At 70.4% G+C, this 23025-nt stretch carries 23 protein-coding genes; 1 reads left to right on the top strand and 22 read right to left on the bottom strand.

The genetic code is table 11. The features are described 5' to 3' along the window. Positions 1 to 117 precede the first annotated feature (117 nt). Positions 118 to 777 (bottom strand): response regulator, encoded by a 660-nt coding sequence (locus tag AB4K12_RS17625; RefSeq protein ID WP_368435072.1) that lies wholly within the window; start codon positions 775 to 777, stop codon positions 118 to 120. Beyond that, positions 774 to 1967 carry a sensor histidine kinase gene (locus AB4K12_RS17620; protein WP_368435071.1) on the bottom strand — a complete coding sequence of 398 codons (1194 nt, stop codon included), beginning with the start codon at positions 1965 to 1967 and terminating at the stop codon, positions 774 to 776. The genes AB4K12_RS17625 and AB4K12_RS17620 overlap by 4 nt, the downstream gene beginning before the upstream one ends. Before the next feature lie 159 nt (positions 1968 to 2126). Between AB4K12_RS17620 and AB4K12_RS17615 the strand changes: the two genes are divergently transcribed. Continuing rightward, on the top strand, positions 2127 to 2720 hold the full coding sequence (locus tag AB4K12_RS17615) for a hypothetical protein (RefSeq protein WP_368435070.1): 594 nt from the start codon (positions 2127 to 2129) through the stop codon (positions 2718 to 2720). A 90-nt stretch (positions 2721 to 2810) separates the two neighbouring features. Here the strand turns inward: AB4K12_RS17615 and AB4K12_RS17610 are convergent, their stop codons facing one another. The 20 genes from AB4K12_RS17610 to thrB form a co-directional block, all read right to left on the bottom strand. Beyond that, on the bottom strand, positions 2811 to 3260 hold the full coding sequence (locus tag AB4K12_RS17610; RefSeq protein WP_362263035.1) for a DUF2550 domain-containing protein: 450 nt from the start codon (positions 3258 to 3260) through the stop codon (positions 2811 to 2813). Positions 3261 to 3381: 121 nt separating this feature from the next. Beyond that, a complete protein-coding gene (locus tag AB4K12_RS17605) occupies positions 3382 to 3756 on the bottom strand; it encodes a F0F1 ATP synthase subunit epsilon (RefSeq protein WP_368435069.1) in 375 nt (124 codons plus the stop codon). Between the two features lie 113 nt (positions 3757 to 3869). Continuing rightward, on the bottom strand, positions 3870 to 5312 hold the full coding sequence (gene atpD / locus AB4K12_RS17600; RefSeq protein ID WP_362263032.1) for a F0F1 ATP synthase subunit beta: 1443 nt from the start codon (positions 5310 to 5312) through the stop codon (positions 3870 to 3872). Next, positions 5313 to 6233 carry a F0F1 ATP synthase subunit gamma gene (locus AB4K12_RS17595; RefSeq protein ID WP_368435068.1) on the bottom strand — a complete coding sequence of 307 codons (921 nt, stop codon included), beginning with the start codon at positions 6231 to 6233 and terminating at the stop codon, positions 5313 to 5315. A gap of 2 nt (positions 6234 to 6235) precedes the next feature. After that, positions 6236 to 7810, bottom strand: coding sequence for a F0F1 ATP synthase subunit alpha (atpA, locus tag AB4K12_RS17590; protein ID WP_368435067.1), 1575 nt, complete (start codon positions 7808 to 7810; stop codon positions 6236 to 6238). Between the two features lie 147 nt (positions 7811 to 7957). Next, positions 7958 to 8773 (bottom strand): F0F1 ATP synthase subunit delta, encoded by an 816-nt coding sequence (locus AB4K12_RS17585; RefSeq protein ID WP_368435066.1) that lies wholly within the window; start codon positions 8771 to 8773, stop codon positions 7958 to 7960. Continuing rightward, on the bottom strand, positions 8770 to 9330 hold the full coding sequence (locus AB4K12_RS17580) for a F0F1 ATP synthase subunit B (RefSeq protein WP_086573271.1): 561 nt from the start codon (positions 9328 to 9330) through the stop codon (positions 8770 to 8772). The genes AB4K12_RS17585 and AB4K12_RS17580 overlap by 4 nt, the downstream gene beginning before the upstream one ends. 41 nt (positions 9331 to 9371) lie before the next feature. Beyond that, positions 9372 to 9623, bottom strand: a complete 252-nt coding sequence (gene atpE / locus AB4K12_RS17575; protein ID WP_030367998.1) for an ATP synthase F0 subunit C — start codon at positions 9621 to 9623, stop codon at positions 9372 to 9374. A 76-nt stretch (positions 9624 to 9699) separates the two neighbouring features. Further along, on the bottom strand, positions 9700 to 10512 hold the full coding sequence (gene atpB, locus AB4K12_RS17570) for a F0F1 ATP synthase subunit A (RefSeq protein ID WP_362263019.1): 813 nt from the start codon (positions 10510 to 10512) through the stop codon (positions 9700 to 9702). 264 nt (positions 10513 to 10776) lie between these two features. Further along, complete coding sequence (locus AB4K12_RS17565; RefSeq protein WP_368435065.1) at positions 10777 to 11214, bottom strand: hypothetical protein; 438 nt, start codon at positions 11212 to 11214, stop codon at positions 10777 to 10779. A 308-nt stretch (positions 11215 to 11522) separates the two neighbouring features. After that, positions 11523 to 12824, bottom strand: coding sequence for an MraY family glycosyltransferase (locus AB4K12_RS17560; protein WP_368435064.1), 1302 nt, complete (start codon positions 12822 to 12824; stop codon positions 11523 to 11525). Between the two features lie 112 nt (positions 12825 to 12936). Then, positions 12937 to 14244 carry a serine hydroxymethyltransferase gene (gene glyA, locus AB4K12_RS17555; RefSeq protein ID WP_368435063.1) on the bottom strand — a complete coding sequence of 436 codons (1308 nt, stop codon included), beginning with the start codon at positions 14242 to 14244 and terminating at the stop codon, positions 12937 to 12939. 88 nt (positions 14245 to 14332) lie between these two features. Beyond that, positions 14333 to 14986, bottom strand: coding sequence for a protein-tyrosine-phosphatase (locus AB4K12_RS17550; RefSeq protein ID WP_368435062.1), 654 nt, complete (start codon positions 14984 to 14986; stop codon positions 14333 to 14335). Next, complete coding sequence (locus AB4K12_RS17545) at positions 14983 to 15630, bottom strand: L-threonylcarbamoyladenylate synthase (RefSeq protein WP_086573278.1); 648 nt, start codon at positions 15628 to 15630, stop codon at positions 14983 to 14985. Before AB4K12_RS17545 ends, AB4K12_RS17550 begins: the two co-directional genes overlap by 4 nt. Before the next feature lie 59 nt (positions 15631 to 15689). Continuing rightward, on the bottom strand, positions 15690 to 16535 hold the full coding sequence (prmC, locus tag AB4K12_RS17540; RefSeq protein ID WP_086573280.1) for a peptide chain release factor N(5)-glutamine methyltransferase: 846 nt from the start codon (positions 16533 to 16535) through the stop codon (positions 15690 to 15692). A gap of 83 nt (positions 16536 to 16618) precedes the next feature. Beyond that, positions 16619 to 17698: a peptide chain release factor 1 gene (gene prfA, locus AB4K12_RS17535; protein ID WP_086573282.1), complete on the bottom strand. Its 1080-nt coding sequence runs from the start codon at positions 17696 to 17698 to the stop codon at positions 16619 to 16621. A 120-nt stretch (positions 17699 to 17818) separates the two neighbouring features. Next, positions 17819 to 18043, bottom strand: a complete 225-nt coding sequence (gene rpmE / locus AB4K12_RS17530; protein ID WP_362263002.1) for a 50S ribosomal protein L31 — start codon at positions 18041 to 18043, stop codon at positions 17819 to 17821. A gap of 136 nt (positions 18044 to 18179) precedes the next feature. After that, positions 18180 to 19301: an LCP family protein gene (locus AB4K12_RS17525; RefSeq protein ID WP_368435061.1), complete on the bottom strand. Its 1122-nt coding sequence runs from the start codon at positions 19299 to 19301 to the stop codon at positions 18180 to 18182. Positions 19302 to 19622: 321 nt separating this feature from the next. Further along, positions 19623 to 21683 (bottom strand): transcription termination factor Rho, encoded by a 2061-nt coding sequence (gene rho, locus AB4K12_RS17520; protein WP_368435060.1) that lies wholly within the window; start codon positions 21681 to 21683, stop codon positions 19623 to 19625. A 417-nt stretch (positions 21684 to 22100) separates the two neighbouring features. Further along, on the bottom strand, positions 22101 to 23015 hold the full coding sequence (thrB, locus tag AB4K12_RS17515) for a homoserine kinase (RefSeq protein WP_368435059.1): 915 nt from the start codon (positions 23013 to 23015) through the stop codon (positions 22101 to 22103). Positions 23016 to 23025 lie beyond the last annotated feature (10 nt).

The following is a 23025-nucleotide window of genomic DNA, read 5'->3' as shown; positions in this document are numbered from 1 at the left end:
TGCTCAAGGCAAGCTCCTCGAGTGAGGGCCGGACAGGGTGGGGGGTGCCGCGTGGTGAAGGGGCGCGGTACGAGGGTGCGCGTTGTGAAGGGAGCGTAGGAAGGTCCGTACCAACGGTCAAGAGGTCTGGACCAGACCCAACTCCCGGGCCAGCACCGCCGCCTGCACCCGGCTGCGCAGCTCCAGCTTCCCCAGCACCCGGCTGACATGGGTCTTCACCGTCGCCTCGGCCATCCCCAGCCGCCGCGCGACCTCCGCGTTCGACAGCCCCTCCCCCACGCACACCAGCACCTCCCGCTCGCGGCGGGTCAGGACGTCGAGCACGGACGCGTCGGGCGCGCCCGGAGAGCGCACGGGCGTCGGACGCGCGAACTCCGCGATGAGGCGCCGGGTGACGACCGGGGAGATCAGCCCCTCTCCCCGCGCCACCGTGCGCACCGCCGTCACCAGGTCCGCCGCCTCGCTGTCCTTGAGCAGGAAGCCCGCGGCGCCCGCCCGCAGCGCCCCGAAGACGTACTCGTCCAGGTCGAAGGTGGTCAGCACCAGCACGTCGGCGAGGCGCTCGTCGGTGATCAGGCGGGTGGCCGACACCCCGTCCAGCCTCGGCATCTGCACATCCATCAGCACCAGGTCGGGCCGTAGCTCACGGGCCAGCCGGACGGCCGTCTCACCGTCGCCCGCCTCCCCGACGACCTCGATGTCCGCCGCCGAGCGCAGAATGAGCACGAGCCCCGACCGCACGGCGGCCTGGTCCTCGGCGACAACGACGCGGATCATCTGATCTCCTCCTCGTCCACGGGCAGCTCCGCCCGTACTTCCCAGAACGTCTCCTCCCCCGCCGCCGGCCCGGCCGCCAGCGCGCCGCCCAGCAGCGCGACGCGCTCGCGCATGCCGGTCAGGCCCGCCCCGGCCCCCGGCGCGCGCGGCCCCGGCCGCTCCCCCAGGGCGCTGGCCACCCGCACCACCAGCGCCCCGTCGTCCCTGGCCAGCGCCACGCTCACCTCGCCCGGCGCCGCATGCTTGACCGCGTTGGTCAGCGACTCCTGCACGATGCGGTACGCCGCCAGCTCGACCGGCGCGGGCAGGGCGCCGGGGCCCCGCTCGTCGCGCAGGACGAAGGAGAAGCGGTCGTCGCGCACCGCCGTACGGGCCCGCTCGAGCAGCGCGTCGAGGCCGTCGAGCGTCGGGGTGGGCGCCGGCTCGTCCGCCTCCTTCGTCTGCTCGCGCAGCAGGCCGATCAGCCGGCGCATCTCCGCGAGGCCCTGCACGCTGTTCTCCCGGATCACCCCGAGCGCCTCCCGGGACGCCTCCGGCTCGCCTATCGACAGCGCGGCCGAGGAGTGGATGGCGATGGCGGACAGATGGCCCGCGACCATGTCGTGCAGCTCGCGCGCCATCCGGGCGCGCTCCGCCCCGACCGCCTCGCGCCGGTCCAGCTCGGCCAGCAGCGCGGTCCGCTCGGCCGCCAGCCGGGCGGCCTCGGCCCGGTCCCGGTGCACCCGGATGCCCACCCCGGTCCAGGCCGGGGCCACGGTGATCACCGAGAAGGCGAAGCCGATCAGCAGCGCCCCAGGGTCCCGCAGCAGGACCAGGGCCAGCGCCGTCACCAGCGCCGTGCCGATCTCGCAGGCCCGGGGAAGGCGCCGGGCCACGGCCGGCGACCCGTACAGCACGGCCGCGTAGACCAGGTCCGTGTACATCACCACGGTGGCCACGAGCGTGCCCGTGCACAGGTCCAGCGCCACCGCCGCCGTGCCGATGGCCAGGGCCGTCAGCGGGGCACGGCGACGCAGCAGTTCGCTGCCCGACATCACCACCAGCGCGACGAGGACGAGCCACTTGGGCAGCCCGAAGAGCGGCTTGCCCTCGCTCAGCCCGAGGAACCACAGCAGCAGTCCCCCGAGCAGCCCGGAGACCGCGATGAGGAGGTCGACGCGCGGGGGGTGGCGGAGGAAGCGGACCGGCATGGCTCCATCTCAGCACGTCGCGCGGAGTGCGGCCGTCCGCCGGACGGCCGCCCGTCCCGGCCGGAGGTACATCGAAGGATGCAGTGCCATCTCGTCGCCCGCGACGACGAGATCCCCGGTCACAGCGGTGAGGCTGGTGGTGAGGGAAGGGAGAGAACCATGATCGTCACGCTGGTCGTCGCCTGCGAGGTGGGCTTCTGGATCCTGCTGGCCGCAGGTCTCAGCCTGCGCTACTTCGCCCGGATGCCCCGGGCGGGGATCGCCGTGCTGCTGCTCGAGCCCGTGCTGGAGCTGGTGCTGCTGATCGCCACCGCGATCGACTTGAAGAACGGCGCCACGGCCGACTGGAAACACGGCCTGGCCGCGGTCTACATCGGCTTCTCGGTAGGGCTCGGCCACTCCACGATCCGGTGGGCCGACCAGCGCTTCGCCCACCGCTTCGCCGGTGGCCCGCCGCCGGTGAAGCCGCCGAAGTACGGCACGGCCCGGGCGGTGCACGAGTGGAAGACGGCCGGGAAGTGGGTGCTGTCCGCGGCGATCGCCATCGGCCTGCTGCAGACGGCCGCCTGGTACGTGGGCGACGGGGGCGACACCAGCTCGCTGCGCATGTGGCAGACGAGGATGCTGTGGGTGATCGGCATCAACGTGGTCATCGCGCTGAGCTACACGATCTGGCCCAAGGATCCGAAGAAGGCACCGGGGAAGGACGCCGGAGCGGAGCCGGTCGAGCACCACGGGACGACGCGGAGCTGAGCCTCACGACGCCGTGACGTCAGGACGCCGTGGCATCACGCCGCGGCGTCAGGCGACGTTGACCCTCCCCTGTCCAGAGAGAAGCCTTGTCTAGGCGACATTGACCCTCTGCCCGGGCGGGGCCGCCTCGAGCCAGGCCAGGAAGCCGGTGAGCGCGTCCTCGCTCATCGCCAGCTCCAGCCGGGTGCCCTGGTGCAGACAGGCGAGGACGATGGCGTCCGACAGCAGCGCCAGCTCCTCCTCGCCCTGCGGCGTGCGCCGCTCCAGCACCTCGATGGAGTCGCGCTGCAGGACGCGGCGCGGGCGGGGGGCGTACGAGAAGACCCGGAACCACTCGATCCGGTCACCGTTGTAGCGCGCGACCCCGTACACCCAGCCTTTTCCGGCGGGTCCGGGGTCGTCCTCGGGAACGTTCCAGCGCAGACTGCAGTCGAACGTCCCGCCGGACCGCTGGATGAGCCGCCTGCGCAGCCCGAAGACGAAGAGTCCCACCAGCACCAGTAGAACGACGATGCCGCTCACGAGCAGAGCGAGGACCATCTCCACCGACCTCCTCGCATCATCTAGAGCTGCACCTGCGATATCGCCTCAGCCGCGGACCGCCCTGGAGGTCGTCCAGGCCGGTCCGCGGCTGAGGGTCGTACTCGAAGCGGGACGCGGGCTAGCGAACGCCCGTGACCGCCTTCAGCCGGACATCCGCGCGGCGCTCGGCGGCCGCGTCGGCGTCCGCCTTGGCGCGCTCGAGCGCCCGCTCGGCGCGCTCGACGTCGATCTCGTCGGCAAGCTCCGCGATCTCGGCGAGCACCGAGAGCTTGTCGTCCGCGAACGAGATGAACCCACCGTGCACCGCGGCGACGACGTTGCCGTCGGCGGTCTTGATGGTCACCGGGCCGGACTCCAGCACACCGAGCAGCGGCTGGTGGCCGGGCATGACGCCGATGTCACCCGATGTGGTACGCGCGATGACCAGAGTGGCCTCGCCGGACCAGACGCTTCGGTCCGCCGCGACCAGCTCGACGTGCAGCTCAGCAGCCAACGTGGCTCCTCGGGTCTCCACCCGCCGGGTGTGGCGGGTGTTGGGTCAAAGAATAGGGGACGTACGGACCGGGGGCGGGGCAGCCCCGCCCCCGGCCGTCAAGAGCACGGGGCTCAGGAGACGCCCAGCTCCTTGGCGTTGGCCTTGAGGTCCTCCAGGCCACCGCACATGAAGAACGCCTGCTCCGGGAAGTGGTCGAACTCACCGTCGGCGATGGCGTTGAACGCGGCGATGGACTCGTCCAGCGGCACGTCGGAACCGTCGACGCCGGTGAACTGCTTCGCGGCGTGGGTGTTCTGCGACAGGAAGCGCTCGATACGGCGGGCGCGGTGGACGACCAGCTTGTCCTCTTCGCCGAGCTCGTCGATACCGAGGATCGCGATGATGTCCTGGAGGTCCTTGTACTTCTGCAGGATGCCCTTGACGCGCATAGCGGCGTCGTAGTGGTCCTGCGCGATGTAACGCGGGTCCAGGATGCGGGACGTCGAGTCCAGCGGGTCGACCGCCGGGTAGATGCCCTTCTCCGAGATCGGACGCGACAGAACGGTCGTCGCGTCGAGGTGCGCGAAGGTCGTCGCCGGAGCCGGGTCGGTCAGGTCGTCCGCGGGGACGTAGATCGCCTGCATCGAGGTGATCGAGTGACCACGGGTCGAGGTGATGCGCTCCTGCAGGAGGCCCATCTCGTCGGCGAGGTTCGGCTGGTAACCCACCGCGGACGGCATGCGGCCGAGCAGGGTCGAGACCTCGGAACCGGCCTGGGTGAAGCGGAAGATGTTGTCGATGAAGAACAGCACGTCCTGCTTCTGCACATCGCGGAAGTACTCCGCCATGGTCAGACCGGCCAGGGCCACGCGCAGACGGGTGCCCGGGGGCTCGTCCATCTGGCCGAAGACCAGCGCGGTCTTGTCCAGAACGCCGGAGTCCGCCATCTCGTGGATGAGGTCGTTGCCCTCACGGGTGCGCTCACCGACGCCGGCGAAGACGGAAACGCCCTCGTGCAGCTTCGCCACACGCATGATCATTTCCTGGATCAGAACGGTCTTGCCGACACCGGCACCACCGAACAGACCGATCTTGCCGCCCTTGACGTACGGGGTGAGAAGGTCGACGACCTTCAGACCCGTCTCGAACATCTCGGTCTTCGACTCGAGCTGGTCGAACGCCGGGGCCTTGCGGTGGATGGACCAGCGCTCGGTGACCTCGGACTCGGCCTCGGGGTCGTTCAGGATCTTGCCCAGGGTGTTGAACACCCGGCCCTTGGTGACGTCACCGACGGGGACGGTGATGCCGTCGCCGGTGTCCGTCACGGCGGCCTGGCGGACCAGGCCGTCGGTGGGCTCCATGGCGATGGCGCGAACCATGCCCTCGCCCAGGTGCTGCGCGACCTCGAGCGTCAGGATCTTCTTCTTGCCGGCCTCGGCCGGGTCGGAGACCTCGACGGTCAGGGCGTTGTAGATCTCCGGCATGGCGTCGACGGGGAACTCCACGTCGACGACCGGGCCGATGACCCGCGCGACGCGGCCCGTCGCCGTGGCCGTCTCAACAGTGGTGGTCATTTATCGGTCACTCCCCGCGGTCGCGTCGGCCAGAGCGCTGGCGCCACCGACGATCTCGCTGATTTCCTGGGTGATGTCGGCCTGGCGGGCCGCGTTGGCAAGCCGCGTGAGCGACTTGATGAGATCTTCGGCGTTGTCCGTCGCCGACTTCATCGCCCGGCGGCGGGCCGCGTGCTCGGAAGCGGCGGCCTGCAGCAGAGCGTTGTAGATACGGGACTCGACATACCGCGGAAGCAGTGCGTCGAGCACGCCCTCGTCCGACGGCTCGAAGTCGTACAGCGGAAGGATCTTGTCCTTGACCGCCTCGGACTCCTCGGCCGTCGTCTCCAGGCTCAGCGGCAGCAGCCGCTTGTCGACCGGCGTCTGCGTCATCATCGACACGAATTCCGTGAAGACGATGTGCAGCTCGTCCACGCCACCCTCGGCCGTGTCCTGCTGGACGGCCTCGATCAGGGGACCGGCGACCCGCTTGGCGTCGGCGTAGGTCGGGCTGTCGGTGAAGCCCGTCCACGAGTCGACGATCGGGCGCTCACGGAAGCCGTAGTACGCGACGCCCTTGCGGCCGACGATGTACGTGACGACGTCCTTGCCCTCCGCCTTCAGGCGGGTGGTGAGCTGGTCGGCGGCCTTGATCGCGTTGGAGGAGTAGCCGCCGGCCAGACCACGGTCGCTCGTGATGAGCAGGACCGCGGCCCGGACGGGGTTCTCGACCTCGGTGGTCAGGGCGTGCTTGGTGTTGGAGCCGGTGGCAACCGCGGTCACTGCCCGGGTGAGCTCACCGGCGTACGGAGCGGACGCGGCCACCTTGCGCTGTGCCTTGACGATGCGCGAGGCGGCGATCATCTCCATCGCCTTGGTGATCTTCTTGGTCGCGGAGACGGTCTTGATCCGCCTCTTGTAGACCCGGATCTGAGCACCCATGCTCAGCCCTCGCCCAGCAGCTTGCCGTCCGAGGTCTCGAACTGCTGCTTGAAGGACGCGATCGCGTCCGCCACGCCCTGCAGCGTGTCGTCGGACATCTTGCCGCCCTCGCGGATGCTGTCCATCAGACCCTTGTTCTCGCGGTGGAGGTTGTCCAGCAGCTCACGCTCGAAGCGGCGGATGTCCTCGACCGGAACGTCGTCCATCTTGCCGGTGGTGCCGGCCCAGATGGAGACGACCTGGTCCTCGGTGGAGTACGGGGCGTACTGGCCCTGCTTCAGCAGCTCGACCATGCGCTTACCGCGCTCCAGGGCGGCCTTGGAGGCCGCGTCCAGGTCGGAACCGAAGGCGGCGAACGCCTCGAGCTCGCGGTACTGGGCGAGGTCCACACGGAGGCGGCCGGAGACCTGCTTCATGGCCTTGTGCTGGGCGGAGCCACCGACACGGGAGACCGAGATACCGACGTTCAGCGCGGGGCGCTGACCGGCGTTGAAGAGGTCCGACTCCAGGAAGCACTGGCCGTCGGTGATGGAGATGACGTTGGTCGGGATGAACGCCGACACGTCGTTCGCCTTGGTCTCGACGATCGGCAGACCGGTCATCGAGCCGGCACCCATCTCGTCGGAGAGCTTGGCGCAGCGCTCCAGCAGACGCGAGTGCAGGTAGAAGACGTCACCCGGGTAGGCCTCACGGCCCGGCGGGCGGCGCAGCAGCAGGGAGACGGCGCGGTAGGCGTCGGCCTGCTTCGAGAGGTCGTCGAAGACGATCAGGACGTGCTTGCCCTGGTACATCCAGTGCTGGCCGATGGCCGAACCGGTGTACGGGGCGAGGTACTTGAAGCCGGCCGGGTCGGACGCCGGAGCCGCGACGATCGTCGTGTACTCCAGGGCGCCGGCCTCCTCCAGCGCACCGCGCACGGACGCGATGGTGGAGCCCTTCTGGCCGATGGCGACGTAGATGCAGCGGACCTGCTTCTTGGGGTCGCCCGAGCGCCAGTTGTCGCGCTGGTTGATGATCGTGTCGACGGCCAGCGCGGTCTTGCCGGTCTGACGGTCACCGATGATCAGCTGACGCTGGCCACGGCCGACCGGGGTCATCGCGTCGACGGCCTTGTAGCCGGTCTCCATCGGCTCGTGGACCGACTTGCGGACCATGACGCCGGGGGCCTGCAGCTCGAGGGCGCGGCGGCCCTCGATGCCAGTGATCTCGCCGAGGCCGTCGATCGGGTTGCCCAGCGGGTCGACGACGCGGCCGAGGTAGCCCTCGCCGACCGCGACGGAGAGCACCTCACCGGTGCGCTGCACCGGCTGGCCCTCCTCGATGCCGCTGAACTCGCCGAGGACGACCGCACCGATCTCGCGCTCCTCGAGGTTGAGGGCGAGACCGAGGGTGCCGTCCTCGAACCGCAGCAGCTCGTTCGCCATGGCCGAGGGAAGACCCTCGACCTTCGCGATGCCGTCGCCGGCAACGCTGACCGTACCGACCTCCTCGCGCGAGGCCGCGTCCGGCTTGTACGCCTGGACAAAGTTCTCCAGTGCGTCCCGGATCTCCTCCGGCCGGATCGTGAGCTCCGCCATCTGGGTTCCCTGCTCTCCTTGTTGGGCCCGAAGTAATTCTGGGGGTCTGGGGACTTGCTCCCGGAGCAGCCGCGCTGCTCCGGGCCCCCAGAGGACACCGTCGACCCAACTCGGGCCGTCAGTACATGCTCTTGAGTTGGTGGCTGGTCAGCCGGCCATCCGGCGGCCCGCCTCAGCGAGCCGGTCCGCGATGGTGCCGTTGATGACCTCGTCGCCGATCCGCACCTGGATGCCGCCGAGGACCTCGGGGTCGACGTCCAGGTTGAGGTGGACACGCCGTCCGTACAGCTTGGCGAGCGCGTCACCGAGGCGCTGCTTCTGCTGATCGTTCAGCGGCACCGCCGAGACGACCTCCGCGACCATGCGGTCCCGTCGGTCCGCGGCCAGCTTGGAGAGGGCGTTCAGCCCACCTTCCAGGCTACGGCCACGCGGCGCGGACACCAGTCGGACGACCAGGCGCTCGGTGACCGGCTTGGCCCGGCCGCCCAGCAGCTCGCGCACCAGGGCCGCCTTGGCGGACCGGTCCGCGACCTTGTCGGTCAGCGCGGCGCGCAGCTCGGGGTTCGAGGCGACGATCCGGCCGAAGCGGAACAGCTCGTCCTCGACGTCGTCCAGGTCACCGGCACGCTCGGCCGCGACGAGGTCGGCGCCGGACGCCAGCTCCTCGATCGCGTCCACCAGGTCGCGCGAACGCGACCAGCGGGAGCGGACCATGCCCGCCACCAGGTCGGCGCACTCGCCGCCCACCTGGCCGCCCAGCAGGCGCCGGGCCAGCTCGGCCTTGGCCTCGCCGGGCTGCGCCGGGTCGGTCAGGACCCGACGCAGCGACACCTCGCGGTCGAGCAGCGCGGTGACGGCCGCGAGCTCGTCGGCGAGCTTGGCCACGTCCACGGACGTGCCCGCCGTCAGCGCGTCGAGGCTCTCACGTGCGGAGGCGAAGGCCTCCCGGCTCGCTCCGTTCATCGGGTGGCCTCGGCCTTCTTCACGTCGGCCGCCTTGTCCTCGAGCGAGTCGAGGAAGCGGTCGACGGTCCGGCTCTGCCGCGCCGAGTCCGTGAGGGACTCGCCGACGATCCGGCCGGCCAGGTCGATGGCCAGCTGGCCGACGTCCTGGCGCAGCGAGGCCGCGGCGACCTTGCGGTCGGCATCGATCTGGGCGTGGCCGGCAGCGATGATCTCCTCACGCTGCCGCTGTCCCTCGGACCGCATCTCGGCGATCAGCGCGACGCCCTGCTCCTGCGCCTCCTGGCGCAGACGCGCGGCCTCGTGGCGGGCGTCGGCCAGCTGTGCCCGGTAGTCCTCGAGCACCTGCTGCGCCTCGGTCTGGGCCGCGGCGGCCTTCTCCATGCCACCCTGGATGGCTGCCCGGCGCTCGTCCAGAACCTTGTTGATGTTCGGGAGGAGCTTCTTGCCGAGGAAGAGGAAGACGATGGCAAAGGCGATCAGACCGATGACAAGCTCTGGGATCGGCGGGAGGAGGGGGTTCTCCAGCTCCCCCTCGGACGCCAGCAGGGCGTTCACATCAGTGCCTTTCGTCGAAACAAGTGGTCGTCAGGCCTGGATCAGGACGACGGGTAGACGAACGGCATGACCAGACCGATCAGGGCGAGCGCCTCACAGAAGGCGAAGCCGAGGATCTGGTTGGCGCGGATCAGACCGGCCGCCTCGGGCTGGCGGGCCAGCGCCTGGGTGCCGTTACCGAAGACGATGCCGACGCCGACGCCGGGGCCGATCGCGGCGAGGCCGTAGCCGATCGAGCCCAGGTTGCCCTTGATCTCGACACCAGCGGCGATGGTCTGGAGAGCAGCAGACATGCTCGTTCTTCCTTCTCTTTCACGGACCGGTGGGGGTTGGCCACCGGACGATTGTTGGACTGGGCAGGCGAGGTGCTCAGTGGTGCTCGGCGAGCGCGCCCTGGATGTAGTTCGTGGCCAGCAGGACGAAGACGTACGCCTGGACGGCCTGGATGAAGAGCTCGAAGCCGGTCATGATGACGGTCATCACGAAGGAGACACCGGCGTAGGCGATGCCGATGCCGTTCAGCAGGTACCAGCTGGCGACGGTGAACATCAGGATCAGCAGGTGACCGGCGAACATGTTCGCGAAAAGCCGGACGGCGTGGGTGAACGGCCGGACCAGCACGTTCGAGAAGAACTCCAGGATCACGGCCAGCGGGAGAACGCCACCGAGCGACTTGTCGTAGCCGGTGATGTTCTTCAGACCGCCGACGAAGCCGTGGCGCTTGAAGGTCAGGTACATCCACATGACGTAGACGATCAGGGCGAGCGCTGCCGGGAAGGCGATGATCGAGGTCACGGGGAACTGGGCGACCGGGATGATCGACCAGAGGTTCATGATCCAGACGAAGAAGAACAGCGAGACCATGAAGGGGACGTACTTCTCGCCCTCCTTCTTGCCCAGCGCCTCGTAGACGATGCCCCGGCGGACGAAGTCGTAGCCCGCCTCTCCCACCATCTGGAGCTTGCCCGGGACCACCTTGGCCTTGCCGAATGCCACCCAGAAGAACCCGATGACGATGACCGAGGTCAGCACGGCCAGCAGCATCGGCTTGTTGAAGTCGACGCCGCCAATGCTGAACAGGGGTTCAAACAAGAACGAGTGGAGGCCTGGGGCCGGGAAGCCGCACCCATCGAAGATGTGGCAATCGGTCTCGAAGGCGAGCAGCGTCTGGTCAGCACTCACCGCGAGCTCCTTCAGCGTGGCGCATAGGTACGGCAACCTCGTTGTGTCGGCGCGGCGCACAGCCGCGGAACGGCACTGGACTGGTCTTGCGGATGGGGGGGCAGGTGATCGGCTCGGAACCGATCGGCGTGACTGGCATCAGCTGCATGGACCGCCGATTGCGTCCCGGGATTCTCGGGAGTTCAGCCGCCTGCGCCCACTGTGCCTCAGATGGCACCGGACGATAGCAGGTGAGCGCGCGAGCACTTATCCCGGGCCTACCTGTCACGACACGGACCCGGCGGGCGCGGACTTCTTCGCGTCGACGGATTCCGGATCCACATAAAAGATCTTGGCCTTCAGGTACGCCCGCGTCTGGGCGGCAGTCCACACGAGGACGGCGGCCAGGAGGGCGAAGGCGAAGGCGCGGGTATTGAAGAGCGACGTGTCCCGGAAGACCGCGAGAACGACGGCGGAGATCAAGAACTGCGTCACATAGAGCACCAGACCCATGGCCTGGAACAGGTGCGGAAACGACTTGGCGGTCCGCTGGAGGACGAACAGGCCCAAGGCCATGATCCCGCCCCCCACGGCGGTGCCGACGGCGGCACCGATTCCCCCCTTGCCACCGGCGAGCACCGAGGCGAGGACGACGGCGACGACGCCGGCGACGGCGGTCGGGACGGCGCACTGCAGAAGTGTTCGGGCGTCGTTGGACTGCATGAAGGGTTTCTCCGGCGAAGTCGGAAGCAACGATTCGTCGTGGACGAGCGTATCCCCGGGAGTGAGGCACAGCTCGCCACGAAGGACCGCCGCACCACGGCCCTTCGGCTCTATCACTCGGGTTTCGTGAACGGTATCACAAACTATTTGATGAGGTCTTTACCTACATCGTGTGCCGCACGTCACACGCACGGGTCAATTCGCTGGTCATCGGGCTGACGAGGCCGTTAATTCTCTGCTATGCGACCTTGCTCGGGAGGGCCCTTTCCGGCCCTCCTGGAGGCCTCCAGGAGACCTCCAGGAGTCCCCTAGGAGACCTTCCGGCTGTGCGCGAAGCGCGAGCGGTCCCCGATGGCCGTCGCCCCGTGCAGACCCGCGGGCACGGGCTCCCTGCGCTCCTCCGCACCGGCCTCGGACGGCTCCACGGCGGGCGTCGGCACGGCCTTGCGGCGGTAGCGCGGCGGGACGAACCGCTCGGCCCAGCGCGGGGCGCGCGGGGTGAAGCGCGGCATCAGCAGCAGCACCAGGCCGACCGCGCTCAGCACCACCACCAGCAGCAGGATCCAGACACTCGCGGAGTTCACGGAATAGGCCACCGCACCGAAAGCGATGAGGGCCGACCAGAAATACATGATCAATACCGCGCGGCTGTGCGAGTGCCCGATTTCCAGCAGCCGGTGGTGCAGATGGCCGCGGTCCGCTGCGAACGGCGACTGCCCCTTCCACGTGCGCCGCACGATCGCCAGCAGCAGGTCCGCCACCGGCACCGCGATCACGGTCAGCGGCAGCAGAAGCGGAATGTAGACCGGCACCGTGGCGTGCACCGCCGCCCGCTCGGATCCCGCCCACAGCTTGAGCGCGTCCGGGTCCACCTGGCCGGTGATGGAGATCGCGCCGGCCGCCAGGACCAGCCCGATGAGCATCGATCCGGAGTCGCCCATGAAGATCCGGGCGGGGTGCATGTTGTGCGGCAGGAAGCCCAGGCACATGCCCATCAGGATCGCGGCGAACAGCGTCGCGGGGGCCGCCGCCTCCAGACCGTGCCCGAACCACATCCGGTAGGCGTACATGAAGAACGCGGCCGCCGCGATGCACACCATGCCCGCGGCCAGGCCGTCCAGGCCGTCGACGAAGTTCACCGCGTTGATGGTGATCACCACCAGCGCGACCGTCAGCAGCGTGCCCTGCATCGGGGTCAGCGAGACCGTGCCCACACCGGGGACGGGGATGAAGAGGATCGTCAGACCCTGCAGCACCATCACACCGGCGGCGATCATCTGCCCGCCGAGCTTGACCAGCGCGTCGACGCCCCACTTGTCGTCCAGCACGCCCAGCAGCCAGATCAGGCCCGCGCCCGACAACAGCGCCCGGGGCTCGTTGGACAGCTCGAAGACGTGCTTGAGGTTGGACAGGTGCGCGGCCACCAGCAGCCCCGCGCACAGCCCGCCGAACATCGCGATACCGCCGAGCCGGGGCGTGGGCTCCCGGTGCACGTCGCGCGCGCGGATCTCCGGCATGGCGCCGGCAAGGATCGCGAACTTCCGCACCGGGCCCGTCAGGAGATAGGTGACCGCCGCGGTGACGCACAACGTCAGCAGGTATTCACGCACGGGCTGCCCCAGGGATCGCGCCGGACATCACAGCCTCACACCATATTCGCGTCCACCCCGGAACCGTGAATGCAGCAGAAGACGGCCACCGGCCCGCCGTGGTTCCAAATGATCACATGTGGGAGCGATACGGGGGGAACCCTCCGGCCAGCGCCGCCACCTCCGCGCGCACCGCGCCGTCCCTCGCCTCCCCGCGCAGCGCCGCCCCCATCAGCGCCGCCACCCGCACCATCTCCGCCTCGCCCATGCCCTGGGTGGTCAGGGCCGCCGTGCCCAGCCGCAGGCCGCGCACGCCGCCCCGGGCCAGGCCGCAGGTGTCCAGGACCACGCCGGCCGCCGCGAGCCGCCGACGGGCCGTGGCGCCGTCCAGGGCGAGCGGTGCGGCGTCCGCGGTGATCAGGTGGGTGTCGGTGCCCCCGGTGGCGATCAGGAGCCCCTCAGCGGCCAGCGCGGCGGCCAGCGCGCGGGCGTTGGCGACCACCTGATGGGCGTACGCCGTGAACGCCGGCGTGGCGGCCTCCCCGAAGGCGACGGCCTTCGCCGCGACGGTGTGCATCTGCGCGCCGCCCTGGGTGAGCGGGAACACCGCCCGGTCGATCCGCTCGGCCAGCCGCGCCCCGCACAGGATCAGCCCGCCGCGCGGCCCGCGCAGCACCTTGTGGGTGGTGGCGCACACCACGTCGGCGTACGGGACGGGGCTGGGCGCCGCTCCCCCGGCGACCAGGCCGATGGGGTGGGCCGCGTCCACGACGAGGTACGCGCCGACCTCGTCGGCGATCTCGCGGAAGGCCGCGTAGTCCGGATGCCGGGGATAGGAGATCGAACCGCAGACGATGGCCCGCGGCATACGGTCCCGGGCCAGGACGCGCAGCTGGGCGTAGTCGATGAGGCCGGTGTCCTCGTGCAGCCCGTAGTTGGCGAAGTCGAACCAGCGGCCCGAGAAGTTGGCCGGGGAGCCGTGGGTGAGGTGGCCGCCGTGCCGCAGGGACAGGGCCAGCACGGTGTCGCCGGGGTGCAGCAGCGCGGCGTAGGCGGCCAGCACGGCGGCGGTGCCCGAGTGCGGCTGGACGTTGGCGTGCTCGGCGCCGAAGAGGGCCTTGGCCCGTTCGACCGCGACGCGCTCGGCGAGGTCGACGAGCTCGCAGCCGCCGTGGTGGCGGGCGCCGGGATAGCCCTCGGCGTACTTGTTGGTCAGCGGCGAGCCGAGGGCGGCCAGAACGGCGGGAGAGGTGAAGTTCTCGGCGGCGACGAGCTGCAGACCGGTCGCCTGGCGCTCGGCCTCCGCCAGCAGCAGCCCGGCCAGCTCGGGGTCCTGGCGCCGCAGCGCCTCGAAACCGTTTCCCCAGGGAGGGTGCGAGCGCTGCTGCTCCCCGCTCACGGGGGCGCCTGCGCCCCGTGCGGGTGTGTGGGTGACGGGCATCGCTGCCTCCGGGCTGTGCGGCGCGATGGTCTCAGCACCCACTGTAGGCCCGGGTCGGCGCGCCCGCAGCGGGCCGCCGGGGGTCGCCTCAGGAGCGGGCCGGAACTCCCGTGAGGGCGGTGACGACCGGGTCGAGGGCCTGGTTGATCTCGTCACCGATGGAGCGGAAGAACGTGATGGGGGCGCCGTAGGGGTCGTGGACCTCGTCGGCCTCCGCGTTGGGCGCCAGCAGCCAGCCGCACAGGGCGGCCGCGGCCTGCACCAGGGCACGGGCACGGTCGACCACCCCGCCGGCCCCCTCGGGGTCCGGCAGCGTCGCCGGGTCTATGGCCCGTACCAGCCGGGTGAACTCCTTCAGCGTGAAGGTGCGCAGCCCCGCCGAGTGGCCCATGGAGATGACCTGGGCGCGGTGGTCGCGGGTGGCGGTCAGGACCAGGTCGGCGCGGATGACGTGCTCGTCCAGCAGCTCACGGCCGGTGAAGCCCTGCGCGTCGGCGCCGAAGTCGGCCAGGACGGTGGCGGCGTGGGCCTCCATCGGGGCGCCCTCATGGCCCCAGGTGCCGGCGCTCTCCACCACCAGGCCGCCCGCCGCGGGGTCGCCGAGGCGATGCGCGAGGGCATGCCGGGTCAGCCGCTCGGTGATGGGCGAGCGGCAGACGTTGCCGGTGCTGACGTGGAGGATGCGGAAAGTGTCGGTGGTGGTGTCCGGTCCCGCTATGCCACGCCCCTGCGGGGCGATCAATTGGCCACCTCGAGCTCGGGTACCACCTCGCGGAGCTGCTCGGCGCTGATGGCGCCGGCGCGCAGCAGGACGGGCACCTTGCCGGTGACGTCCACGATGGAGGACGGCACGTCGGCCGGGGTGGAACCGCCGTCGAGGTAGACGGAGACGGAGTCGCCGAGCATGTCCTGCGCGGCGTCACAGGTCTGCGGGGCCGGGTGGCCGGTGAGGTTGGCGCTGGAGACGGCCATGGGGCCGAACTCGGTCAGCAGCTCGATGGCGACCGGGTGCAGGGGCATGCGCACGGCGACGGTGCCGCGGGTCTCGCCCAGGTCCCAGGTCAGCGAGGGCTGGTGCTTGGCGACGAGGGTCAGCGCGCCGGGCCAGAAGGCGTCGACGAGCTCCCAGGCCTGCTCGGAGAAGTCGGTGACCAGCCCGTGCAGGGTGTTCGGGGAGCCGACGAGGACGGGCGAGGGCATACCCCGGCCCCGGCCCTTGGCCTGCAGGAGGTCGCCGACGGCCTCGCGGCTGAAGGCGTCCGCGCCGATGCCGTAGACGGTGTCGGTGGGCAGCACGACCAGTTCGCCGCGGCGCACCGCCGCGGCCGCCTCGCGCAGACCGGTCTTGCGGTCGGTCGCGTCGCTGCAGTCGTATCGCCGTGCCATTTAACGCGCCTCCTGGGTCGGTGTCTGAAGTCGTGCTGCGGCCGGGGCTGTCGGAGCCGTCATGGCATCGCCTTGCGGGCGGTGGCGAAGCGGGGCCGGTTGTTCAGGTCGGGGTGGTCGGCCGCGTCGGCCCAGCCCCGCTCCTCGGTGAAGATCCACGGCACCTGGCCGCCCTGGGTGTCGGCGTGCTCGATGACGACGACGCCGCCGGGACGCAGCAGGCGGTGCGCGGTGCGCTCCAGGCCGCGGATGGTGTCGAGGCCGTCCTCGCCGGAGAACAGCGCGAGCTGCGGGTCGTGGTCGCGGGCCTCGGGGGCGACGTGCTCCCACTCGGTGAGCGGGATGTACGGCGGGTTGGAGATGACCAGGTCGACCTGGCCGTCGAGCTCGGGCAGGGCCGCGAGCGCGTCGCCGTGGTGCAGCTGGACGCGGGAGCCCTCGATGTTCTTGCGGGCCCAGCCCAGGGCGGTCTCGTCGAGCTCGACGGCGTGCACCCGCGAGCGCGGCACCTCCTGGGCCAGGGCCAGGGCGATGGCGCCGGAGCCGGTGCACAGGTCCACGATGAGGGGCTCGACGACGTCCATGGCCCGGACGGCGTCTATGGCCCAGCCGACGACCGATTCGGTCTCGGGGCGGGGCACGAAGACGCCGGGGCCGACCTGGAGCTCCAGGTAGCGGAAGAAGGCGCGGCCGGTGATGTGCTGGAGCGGCTCGCGCGCCTCGCGGCGGGCCACGGCCTCCCAGTAGCGGGCGTCGAAGTCGGCGTCCTTGACGTTGTGCAGCTCACCGCGCTTGACGCCGTGCACGAAGGCGGCCAGTTCCTCCGCGTCGAAGCGCGGGGACGGTACGCCGGCGTCGGCCAGCCGCTGAGTGGCTTGCGCCACCTCTGCTAGCAGCAGGTTCACGTTGTTCCTCTCGCGTCGGCGCCCCGGTTGTCCGCGCTTGCCGGACGGGCTCGCATTGTCAGCACCCGGTCGATCGCACTCGGTCAGCCCGCGGCGGCGAGCTTGGCGGCCGAGTCGGCGTCGACGCACGCCTGGATCATGGGATCCAGCTCGCCGTCGAGCACCTGGTCCAAGTTGTACGCCTTGAACCCCACGCGGTGGTCCGAAATGCGGTTCTCCGGGAAGTTGTAGGTGCGGATCTTCTCGGAGCGGTCGACGGTGCGGACCTGGCTGCGGCGGGCGTCGGCGGCCTCGGCCTCGGCCTTCTCCTGGGCCGCGGCCAGCAGGCGCGAGCGCAGGATGCGCAGGGCCTGCTCCTTGTTCTGGAGCTGGCTCTTCTCGTTCTGGCAGGAGGCGACCACACCGGTCGGCAGGTGCGTGATGCGCACGGCCGAGTCGGTGGTGTTGACGGACTGGCCGCCGGGGCCCGAGGAGCGGTAGACGTCGATCCGCAGGTCGTTCATGTTGATCTCGACGTCGACCTCCTCCGCCTCGGGCGTGACGAGCACGCCGGCCGCGGAGGTGTGGATGCGACCCGCGGACTCGGTGGCGGGCACGCGCTGGACGCGGTGGACGCCGCCCTCGTACTTCAGCCGGGCCCAGACGCCCTGGCCGGGCTCGGTGGCGCCGTTGCCGCCCTTGGTCTTCACCGCGACCTGGACGTCCTTGTAGCCGCCCAGCTCGGACTCGGTGGAGTCGATGATCTCGGTCTTCCAGCCGACGCGCTCGGCGTAGCGCAGGTACATGCGCAGCAGGTCGCCGGCGAACAGGGCCGACTCGTCGCCGCCCGCGCCCGCCTTGATCTCGAGGATGACGTCCTTGTCGTCGCTGGGGTCGCGCGGGACCAGCAGCAGGCGCAGCTTCTCGGTGAGCGCCTCGCGCTGCTTGTCCAGCTCCTTCACCTCGGCGGCGAAGTCGGGGTCGTCCGCGGCCAGCTCGCGCGCGGTCTCGATGTCGTCGCCGGTCTGCTTCCAGGAGCGGTACGTGCCGACGATCGGGGTCAGCTCGGCGTAGCGCTTGTTGAGCTTGCGTGCGTTGGCCTGGTCCGCGTGCACGGCGGGGTCGGCGAGCCGCTTCTCGAGGTCGGCGTGCTCACCGATCAGTTCCTCGACTGCCTCGAACATCGATCTTCCCTAGCTGCTGGAGGTGACGGGCCTGGCGGGCCTGGCGGCCTGCTGGACGACAAAGCGCCGGTCCGGTCGCCAGCCGGGGCTGGACGACCGAGGACCGGCGCCTGCGGGTCGCTACTTCTTGGCCGACCCGGCGGTCTTGCCGAAGCGGGCCTCGAACCGCGCCACACGGCCACCGGTGTCGAGGATCTTCTGCTTGCCCGTGTAGAACGGGTGGCACTCGGAGCACACGTCGGCACGGATGGTGCCGTCGGCGACGGTGCTACGGGTGGTGAACGAGGCGCCACAGGTGCAGCTGACCTGCGTCTCGACGTAATCCGGGTGGATGTCGCGCTTCAAGGGGTTCTCCTAGGTTCGGGAGGGCACCGGGTCGTAGAGGCGGGATTGCCTTACGTGAACCGGGGCCGACGTACCAGTCTGCCAGTACTGGCCGTATCCCCCAAAACGGGGGGCCGGGGCCCGGTATTCCCGGGGGTCACTTGACCACGCCGTCGGCTTCGGCCCCTGAGGCGCGGCTCTCCTTCAGAGCGGCCTCGGGGATGTCGTCGTCGCCGCGCAGGGCTCGCCAGAGCTGGGCGGACTCCTCGGGGAGCGGCACCACGCGGTCGGCGTCGCGGGGGTCCGCGCCGACCGGGAGGGTGATCATGTGCATGTCGTCGGAGCCGATGCCCTTGAGGCCGCTGGCGAAGCCGTAGAGCTTGTTCACCGAGTTCAGGTCGCGGTCGGTGGTGAGCGCCTTGGTGGCGGTGTCCGCGATGCCGTAGAGCTTGGTGGGGCTGGTGAAGATGCCGACGGACTTCACCTGGTCCAGCAGCGCCTTGATGAAGGCCTGCTGGAGCTTGATCCGGCCGAGGTCGCTGCCGTCGCCGACGCTCTTGCGGGTACGGACCAGGCCGAGGGACTGCTCGCCGTCGAGCTTGTGGGTGCCAGCCGCGAGATCGAGGTGGCTCGACTTGTCGTGGATCGCCTTGGTGGTGGTGACCTCGACCCCGCCCAGCTTGTCGATGAGCTTCTGGAAGCCGTCGAAGTCGACCTCCAGATAGTGATCCATCCTGATGTTCGTCATGGCCTCGACGGTCTTGACCGTGCAGACGGCGCCGCCGATGGAGTACGCCTCGTTGAACTGCGCGCGTCCGACCGCCGGGCTGGTCTTCCCCGCGGGCGTCGTGCACTCGGGGCGGGGAACCATGGTGTCGCGCGGGATGGAGACCACGCTGGCCTTCTTGTGACCCGCGTAGACGTGGACGATCATCGCGGTGTCGGAGCGGGAGCTGCCCTCGTCCCGGCCGTACTTGCCGTTGGCGCCGGCGCGGGAGTCGGAGCCGAGGACGAGGATGTCCTGGGAGCCGTTGTCGACGTTGTCCGGGCGGTTCTTGCCCAGGGCCGCGTTGATGTCGACGCTGTGCAGGTTGCCGTTGAGCTTGAAGTACACGAAGCCGAGCCCCGCGCCACCGACGAGCACCACGGAGGCGGCGCTCCAGGCGGCTATTCGCCGGCCCGTGCGGCGCACGGGCGGCTTGCGGCGGCGGCCGCGGCCGCCGCCGACCACGCGGCGTCGGTGCGAGCCGTCCCGCGGGCTCCTGCTGTCGTCGGCCATGCGCTCCTCAGTCCTTGTCGTGCGATGTGCCCCTGCTGGTTGACGGGGAAGTCTGCGCCAGGGTTGCACAGCGGATTCTGAGGACGGTCTTACGAACGACACCGGCCGAGGACCGCCCGTACCCCCGCGTTTACCCCCGCGACCTGCGATTTCGGGCATTCGGGGGGTGCGGATTCCGGCCATTTGCGGACGGGGCGCCTGTGGCGGATGTCTCAAAAGGTCACAGAAAGATCACGACGCGGTGTGGCGTGTGGCACCACACGACGAAGCCTCCCCGCCACGGGTGTGACGGGGAGGCTCGTGCGTGACGCGATATGCGGATCAGTCGTTGCCGTTGCCCGAAGAGGGCGTGGTCTTGGCGATCTGCATCAGGAACTCGGCGTTGGACTTCGTCTGCTTCATCTTGTCCAGAAGCAGCTCGATCGCCTGCTGCGAGTCGAGCGCGTGCAGCACCCGGCGGAGCTTCCAGACGATGGCCAGCTCTTCGCTGCCCAGGAGGATCTCCTCCTTACGGGTGCCGGACGGGTCGACGTCCACGGCCGGGAAGATGCGCTTGTCGGCGAGCTTCCGGTCGAGCTTGAGCTCCATGTTGCCGGTGCCCTTGAACTCCTCGAAGATCACCTCGTCCATGCGCGAGCCGGTCTCGACCAGCGCGGTGGCCAGGATGGTCAGCGAGCCGCCGTCCTCGATGTTGCGCGCGGCACCGAAGAACTTCTTCGGCGGGTAGAGCGCCGTCGAGTCGACACCACCGGACAGGATGCGGCCCGAGGCCGGGGCGGCCAGGTTGTACGCACGGCCCAGACGGGTGATCGAGTCCAGCAGGACGACCACGTCGTGACCCAGCTCCACCAGGCGCTTGGCACGCTCGATGGCCAGCTCGGCGACGGTGGTGTGGTCCTCGGCCGGGCGGTCGAAGGTCGAGGAGATGACCTCGCCCTTGACCGACCGCTGCATGTCGGTGACCTCTTCCGGACGCTCGTCGACCAGGACGACCATCAGGTGGCACTCGGGGTTGTTGGTGGTGATCGCGTTGGCGATCGCCTGCATGATCATGGTCTTACCGGTCTTCGGCGGGGCCACGATCAGACCGCGCTGGCCCTTGCCGATGGGGGCGACCAGATCGATGATCCGGGTCGTCAGCACGCCCGGGTCCGTCTCCAGCCGCAGGCGGTCCTGCGGGTAGAGCGGGGTGAGCTTGCCGAACTCCGGGCGGCCACGGCCCGTTTCGGGCGCCATACCGTTCACCGAGTCCAGGCGGACGAGGGCGTTGAACTTCTCGCGCCGCTCGCCGTCCTTCGGCTGACGGACCGCACCGGTGACGTGGTCACCCTTGCGCAGGCCGCTCTTGCGGACCTGGGCGAGGGAGACGTAGACGTCGTTCGGGCCCGGCAGGTAGCCGGAGGTCCGGATGAAGGCGTAGTTGTCGAGGATGTCCAGGATGCCCGCGACCGGGATCAGGACGTCGTCGTCGGAGACCTGCGGCTCGCCCGCGAAGTCCTCGCGGCCACGACGGCCACGACGGTCGCGGTAGCGGCCACGACGGCCGCGACGGCCGCCCTCGAAGTCGTCCTCGTCCTGCGGGCCGCCCTGCGGGGCGCCCTGGGGGCCGCGGTCACCGCGCTGCTGGCGGTCACCCTTCTGCCCGGCGTCGCCGTCACGGCCGCCACGGCGGTCGCGGTCACGGTCGCGCTGACCGCGCTCGGCACGCTCACCGCGCTCGGCACGCTCGCCGCGCTCCCGGCGCTCGCCCTTCTGGCCGCGCTCGGCACGGTCCTGGCGCTCGCCGCCCTTGGCGGCCTTGCCCTCGGCGGTGTCCACGGCGGCCTCGGCCTTGGCCTCGGCGCGCTCCTCGGTGCGGACGTCGGTCTTGGCCTCGGCGCGGGCCTCGGCGGCGGCCGGCTCGGGGCTGCCCGCGGCCGCGGTGGCGCGACGGCGACGGCGCTCGCCGGCCGGGGCCTCGTCGCTGCTCGGCTGGCCCGGGATCTCGATCTGCTGCTGGGCGGCGGCCTTCTCGGCCGACTTCTCCGCAGCGCTCTCGCCCGTACGGGCACGGGAGGTCGTACGGCGCTTCGGCTTGGTCTCGGCGGCCGCCTCGGCGGCCGGGGCCTCGGCCTTGGCGGGCGCGGCGCCTCCGCCGGCCTGCCTCTCCTTGATGACCTCGATCAGCTGGCCTTTACGCATCCGCGCGGTGCCCTTGATACCGAGGCCGGAAGCGAGCTGCTGGAGCTCTGCCAGGACCATGGCGTCGAGGCCCGTGCCCGAACGGCGCCGCTTGGGGGCGGTTGCACCGGTGGCAGGCGCGGCGGGAGCGTCCGTGGCGGGCGCGGAGGCATTACCGGCGGCGCCGGCGTTCACGCCCATCAGATCGGTGGTGTCGCTCACGAAGGGGTCCTTCCCTGGAGCGGGCGTCGGCCTGTCTGGCTCGGCGACCGGTTGTGCTGTCCGGCTGCGGTCCTGATCTATCGGACCGGGCCGGGGCGGTGGTCCGCCGGTTCTCGCGGCGGAAGAATCAGTGCATTGGTGCCGGCGTGAAGAATGAGGGAAGGGCACGACATAACGCTTCACTCATGTCGCCCACGCCGATTCCGGAGCGTGCTCGCAACTGCTCAGGCAGGCTGCTCAGGCAGTTGGGGAGGCTCCCGGAAGAAAAGCGGTCCCTGATCGGGACACGAAGCACCGAGCCGAAATGGCTTCGAGTGCAGACTTGAGGTTAACACTACCGGATCCCACAAACATTCCCCCTCTCCAAGACCGGCAACCGCGTTTTTCGTGGGCCCGGGCTCCCCCGGACGCCACTGGTCAGGCGAGCGGCAGCACGCTCGTCCCCCCGGCGTCGAGGGCCAGCCGATTGGCCGCCCATCCCTCGCCCGCCAGCCGTGCGACCTTGTCGGCCGCATCGCTTTCGACCAGCGCGAGCACCGTGGGCCCCGCGCCGGAGATGACCGCGGGCACCCCGTCCGCCCGCAGTCGGTTGACCAGGGCCACGCTCTCCGGCATCGCCGGAGCGCGGTATTCCTGGTGGAGCCGGTCCTCGGTGGCCGGCAGCAGCAGCTCGGGGCGCCTGGTCAGGGCCTCGACGAGCAGCGCCGCGCGCCCCGCGTTGGCGGCCGCGTCCACATGGGGGACGCTGCGCGGCAGCAGTCCGCGCGCGGTTTCGGTCAGTACGGGTCTCGACGGCACGAAGACCACCGGAACGATGGAATCCGCAGGGTCCATCCGAATGGCCCGGGCGACCCCGGACTCCATCCAGGCGAGGGTGAATCCGCCGAGCAGGCAGGCGGCGACGTTGTCGGGGTGGCCCTCGATCTCGGTGGCCAGCTCCAGCATGGCCGCGTCGTCGAGCTTCTCGGCCCCGCCTATGGTCACCGCGCGGGCGGCGACGATGCCCGCGCAGATGGCCGCGGAGGAGGAGCCCAGGCCCCGCCCGTGCGGAATGCGGTTGGCGCAGACGACCTCGAGGCCGCGCGGCTGGCCGCCGAGCAGGTCGAAGGTGGTGCGCAGGGACCGTACGAGGAGATGACTCTCATCGCGCGGGAGGGTGTCGGCGCCCTCTCCGGCGATGTCGATGTGCAGCCCGGATTCCGCCACCCGGACCACGACATCGTCGTAAAGACCCAGGGACAGGCCGAGGGCGTCGAAGCCGGGACCGAGATTTGCGCTGGTGGCGGGGGTGCGCACTCGGACGGCGGCGGCGCGGAACGCGGGACCGGCCATCGCTCGAAGA

The sequence above is a fragment of the Streptomyces sp. C36 genome (genome assembly GCF_040932295.1).
Lineage (GTDB): Bacteria > Actinomycetota > Actinomycetes > Streptomycetales > Streptomycetaceae > Streptomyces > Streptomyces triculaminicus.
This window is presented reverse-complemented; position numbering and strand designations above follow the sequence as displayed.

Bases quoted from the DNA above. Each gene is read 5' to 3' on its own strand.
- AB4K12_RS17610 (WP_362263035.1), bottom strand. From the start codon at position 3,260: ATGGTCCTCGCTCTGCTCGTGAGCGGCATCGTCGTTCTACTGGTGCTG.
- AB4K12_RS17595 (WP_368435068.1), bottom strand. From the start codon at position 6,233: ATGGGTGCTCAGATCCGGGTCTACAAGAGGCGGATCAAGACCGTCTCC.
- AB4K12_RS17545 (WP_086573278.1), bottom strand. From the start codon at position 15,630: ATGGCACGGCGATACGACTGCAGCGACGCGACCGACCGCAAGACCGGT.
- AB4K12_RS17625 (WP_368435072.1), bottom strand. From the start codon at position 777: ATGATCCGCGTCGTTGTCGCCGAGGACCAGGCCGCCGTGCGGTCGGGG.
- AB4K12_RS17525 (WP_368435061.1), bottom strand. From the start codon at position 19,301: ATGGCCGACGACAGCAGGAGCCCGCGGGACGGCTCGCACCGACGCCGC.
- atpA (WP_368435067.1), bottom strand. From the start codon at position 7,810: ATGGCGGAGCTCACGATCCGGCCGGAGGAGATCCGGGACGCACTGGAG.
- atpE (WP_030367998.1), bottom strand. From the start codon at position 9,623: ATGTCTGCTGCTCTCCAGACCATCGCCGCTGGTGTCGAGATCAAGGGC.
- thrB (WP_368435059.1), bottom strand. From the start codon at position 23,015: ATGGCCGGTCCCGCGTTCCGCGCCGCCGCCGTCCGAGTGCGCACCCCC.
- AB4K12_RS17565 (WP_368435065.1), bottom strand. From the start codon at position 11,214: ATGCAGTCCAACGACGCCCGAACACTTCTGCAGTGCGCCGTCCCGACC.
- AB4K12_RS17615 (WP_368435070.1), top strand. From the start codon at position 2,127: ATGATCGTCACGCTGGTCGTCGCCTGCGAGGTGGGCTTCTGGATCCTG.
- atpD (WP_362263032.1), bottom strand. From the start codon at position 5,312: ATGACCACCACTGTTGAGACGGCCACGGCGACGGGCCGCGTCGCGCGG.
- AB4K12_RS17585 (WP_368435066.1), bottom strand. From the start codon at position 8,773: ATGAACGGAGCGAGCCGGGAGGCCTTCGCCTCCGCACGTGAGAGCCTC.
- AB4K12_RS17620 (WP_368435071.1), bottom strand. From the start codon at position 1,967: ATGCCGGTCCGCTTCCTCCGCCACCCCCCGCGCGTCGACCTCCTCATC.
- prfA (WP_086573282.1), bottom strand. From the start codon at position 17,698: ATGTTCGAGGCAGTCGAGGAACTGATCGGTGAGCACGCCGACCTCGAG.
- glyA (WP_368435063.1), bottom strand. From the start codon at position 14,244: ATGCCCGTCACCCACACACCCGCACGGGGCGCAGGCGCCCCCGTGAGC.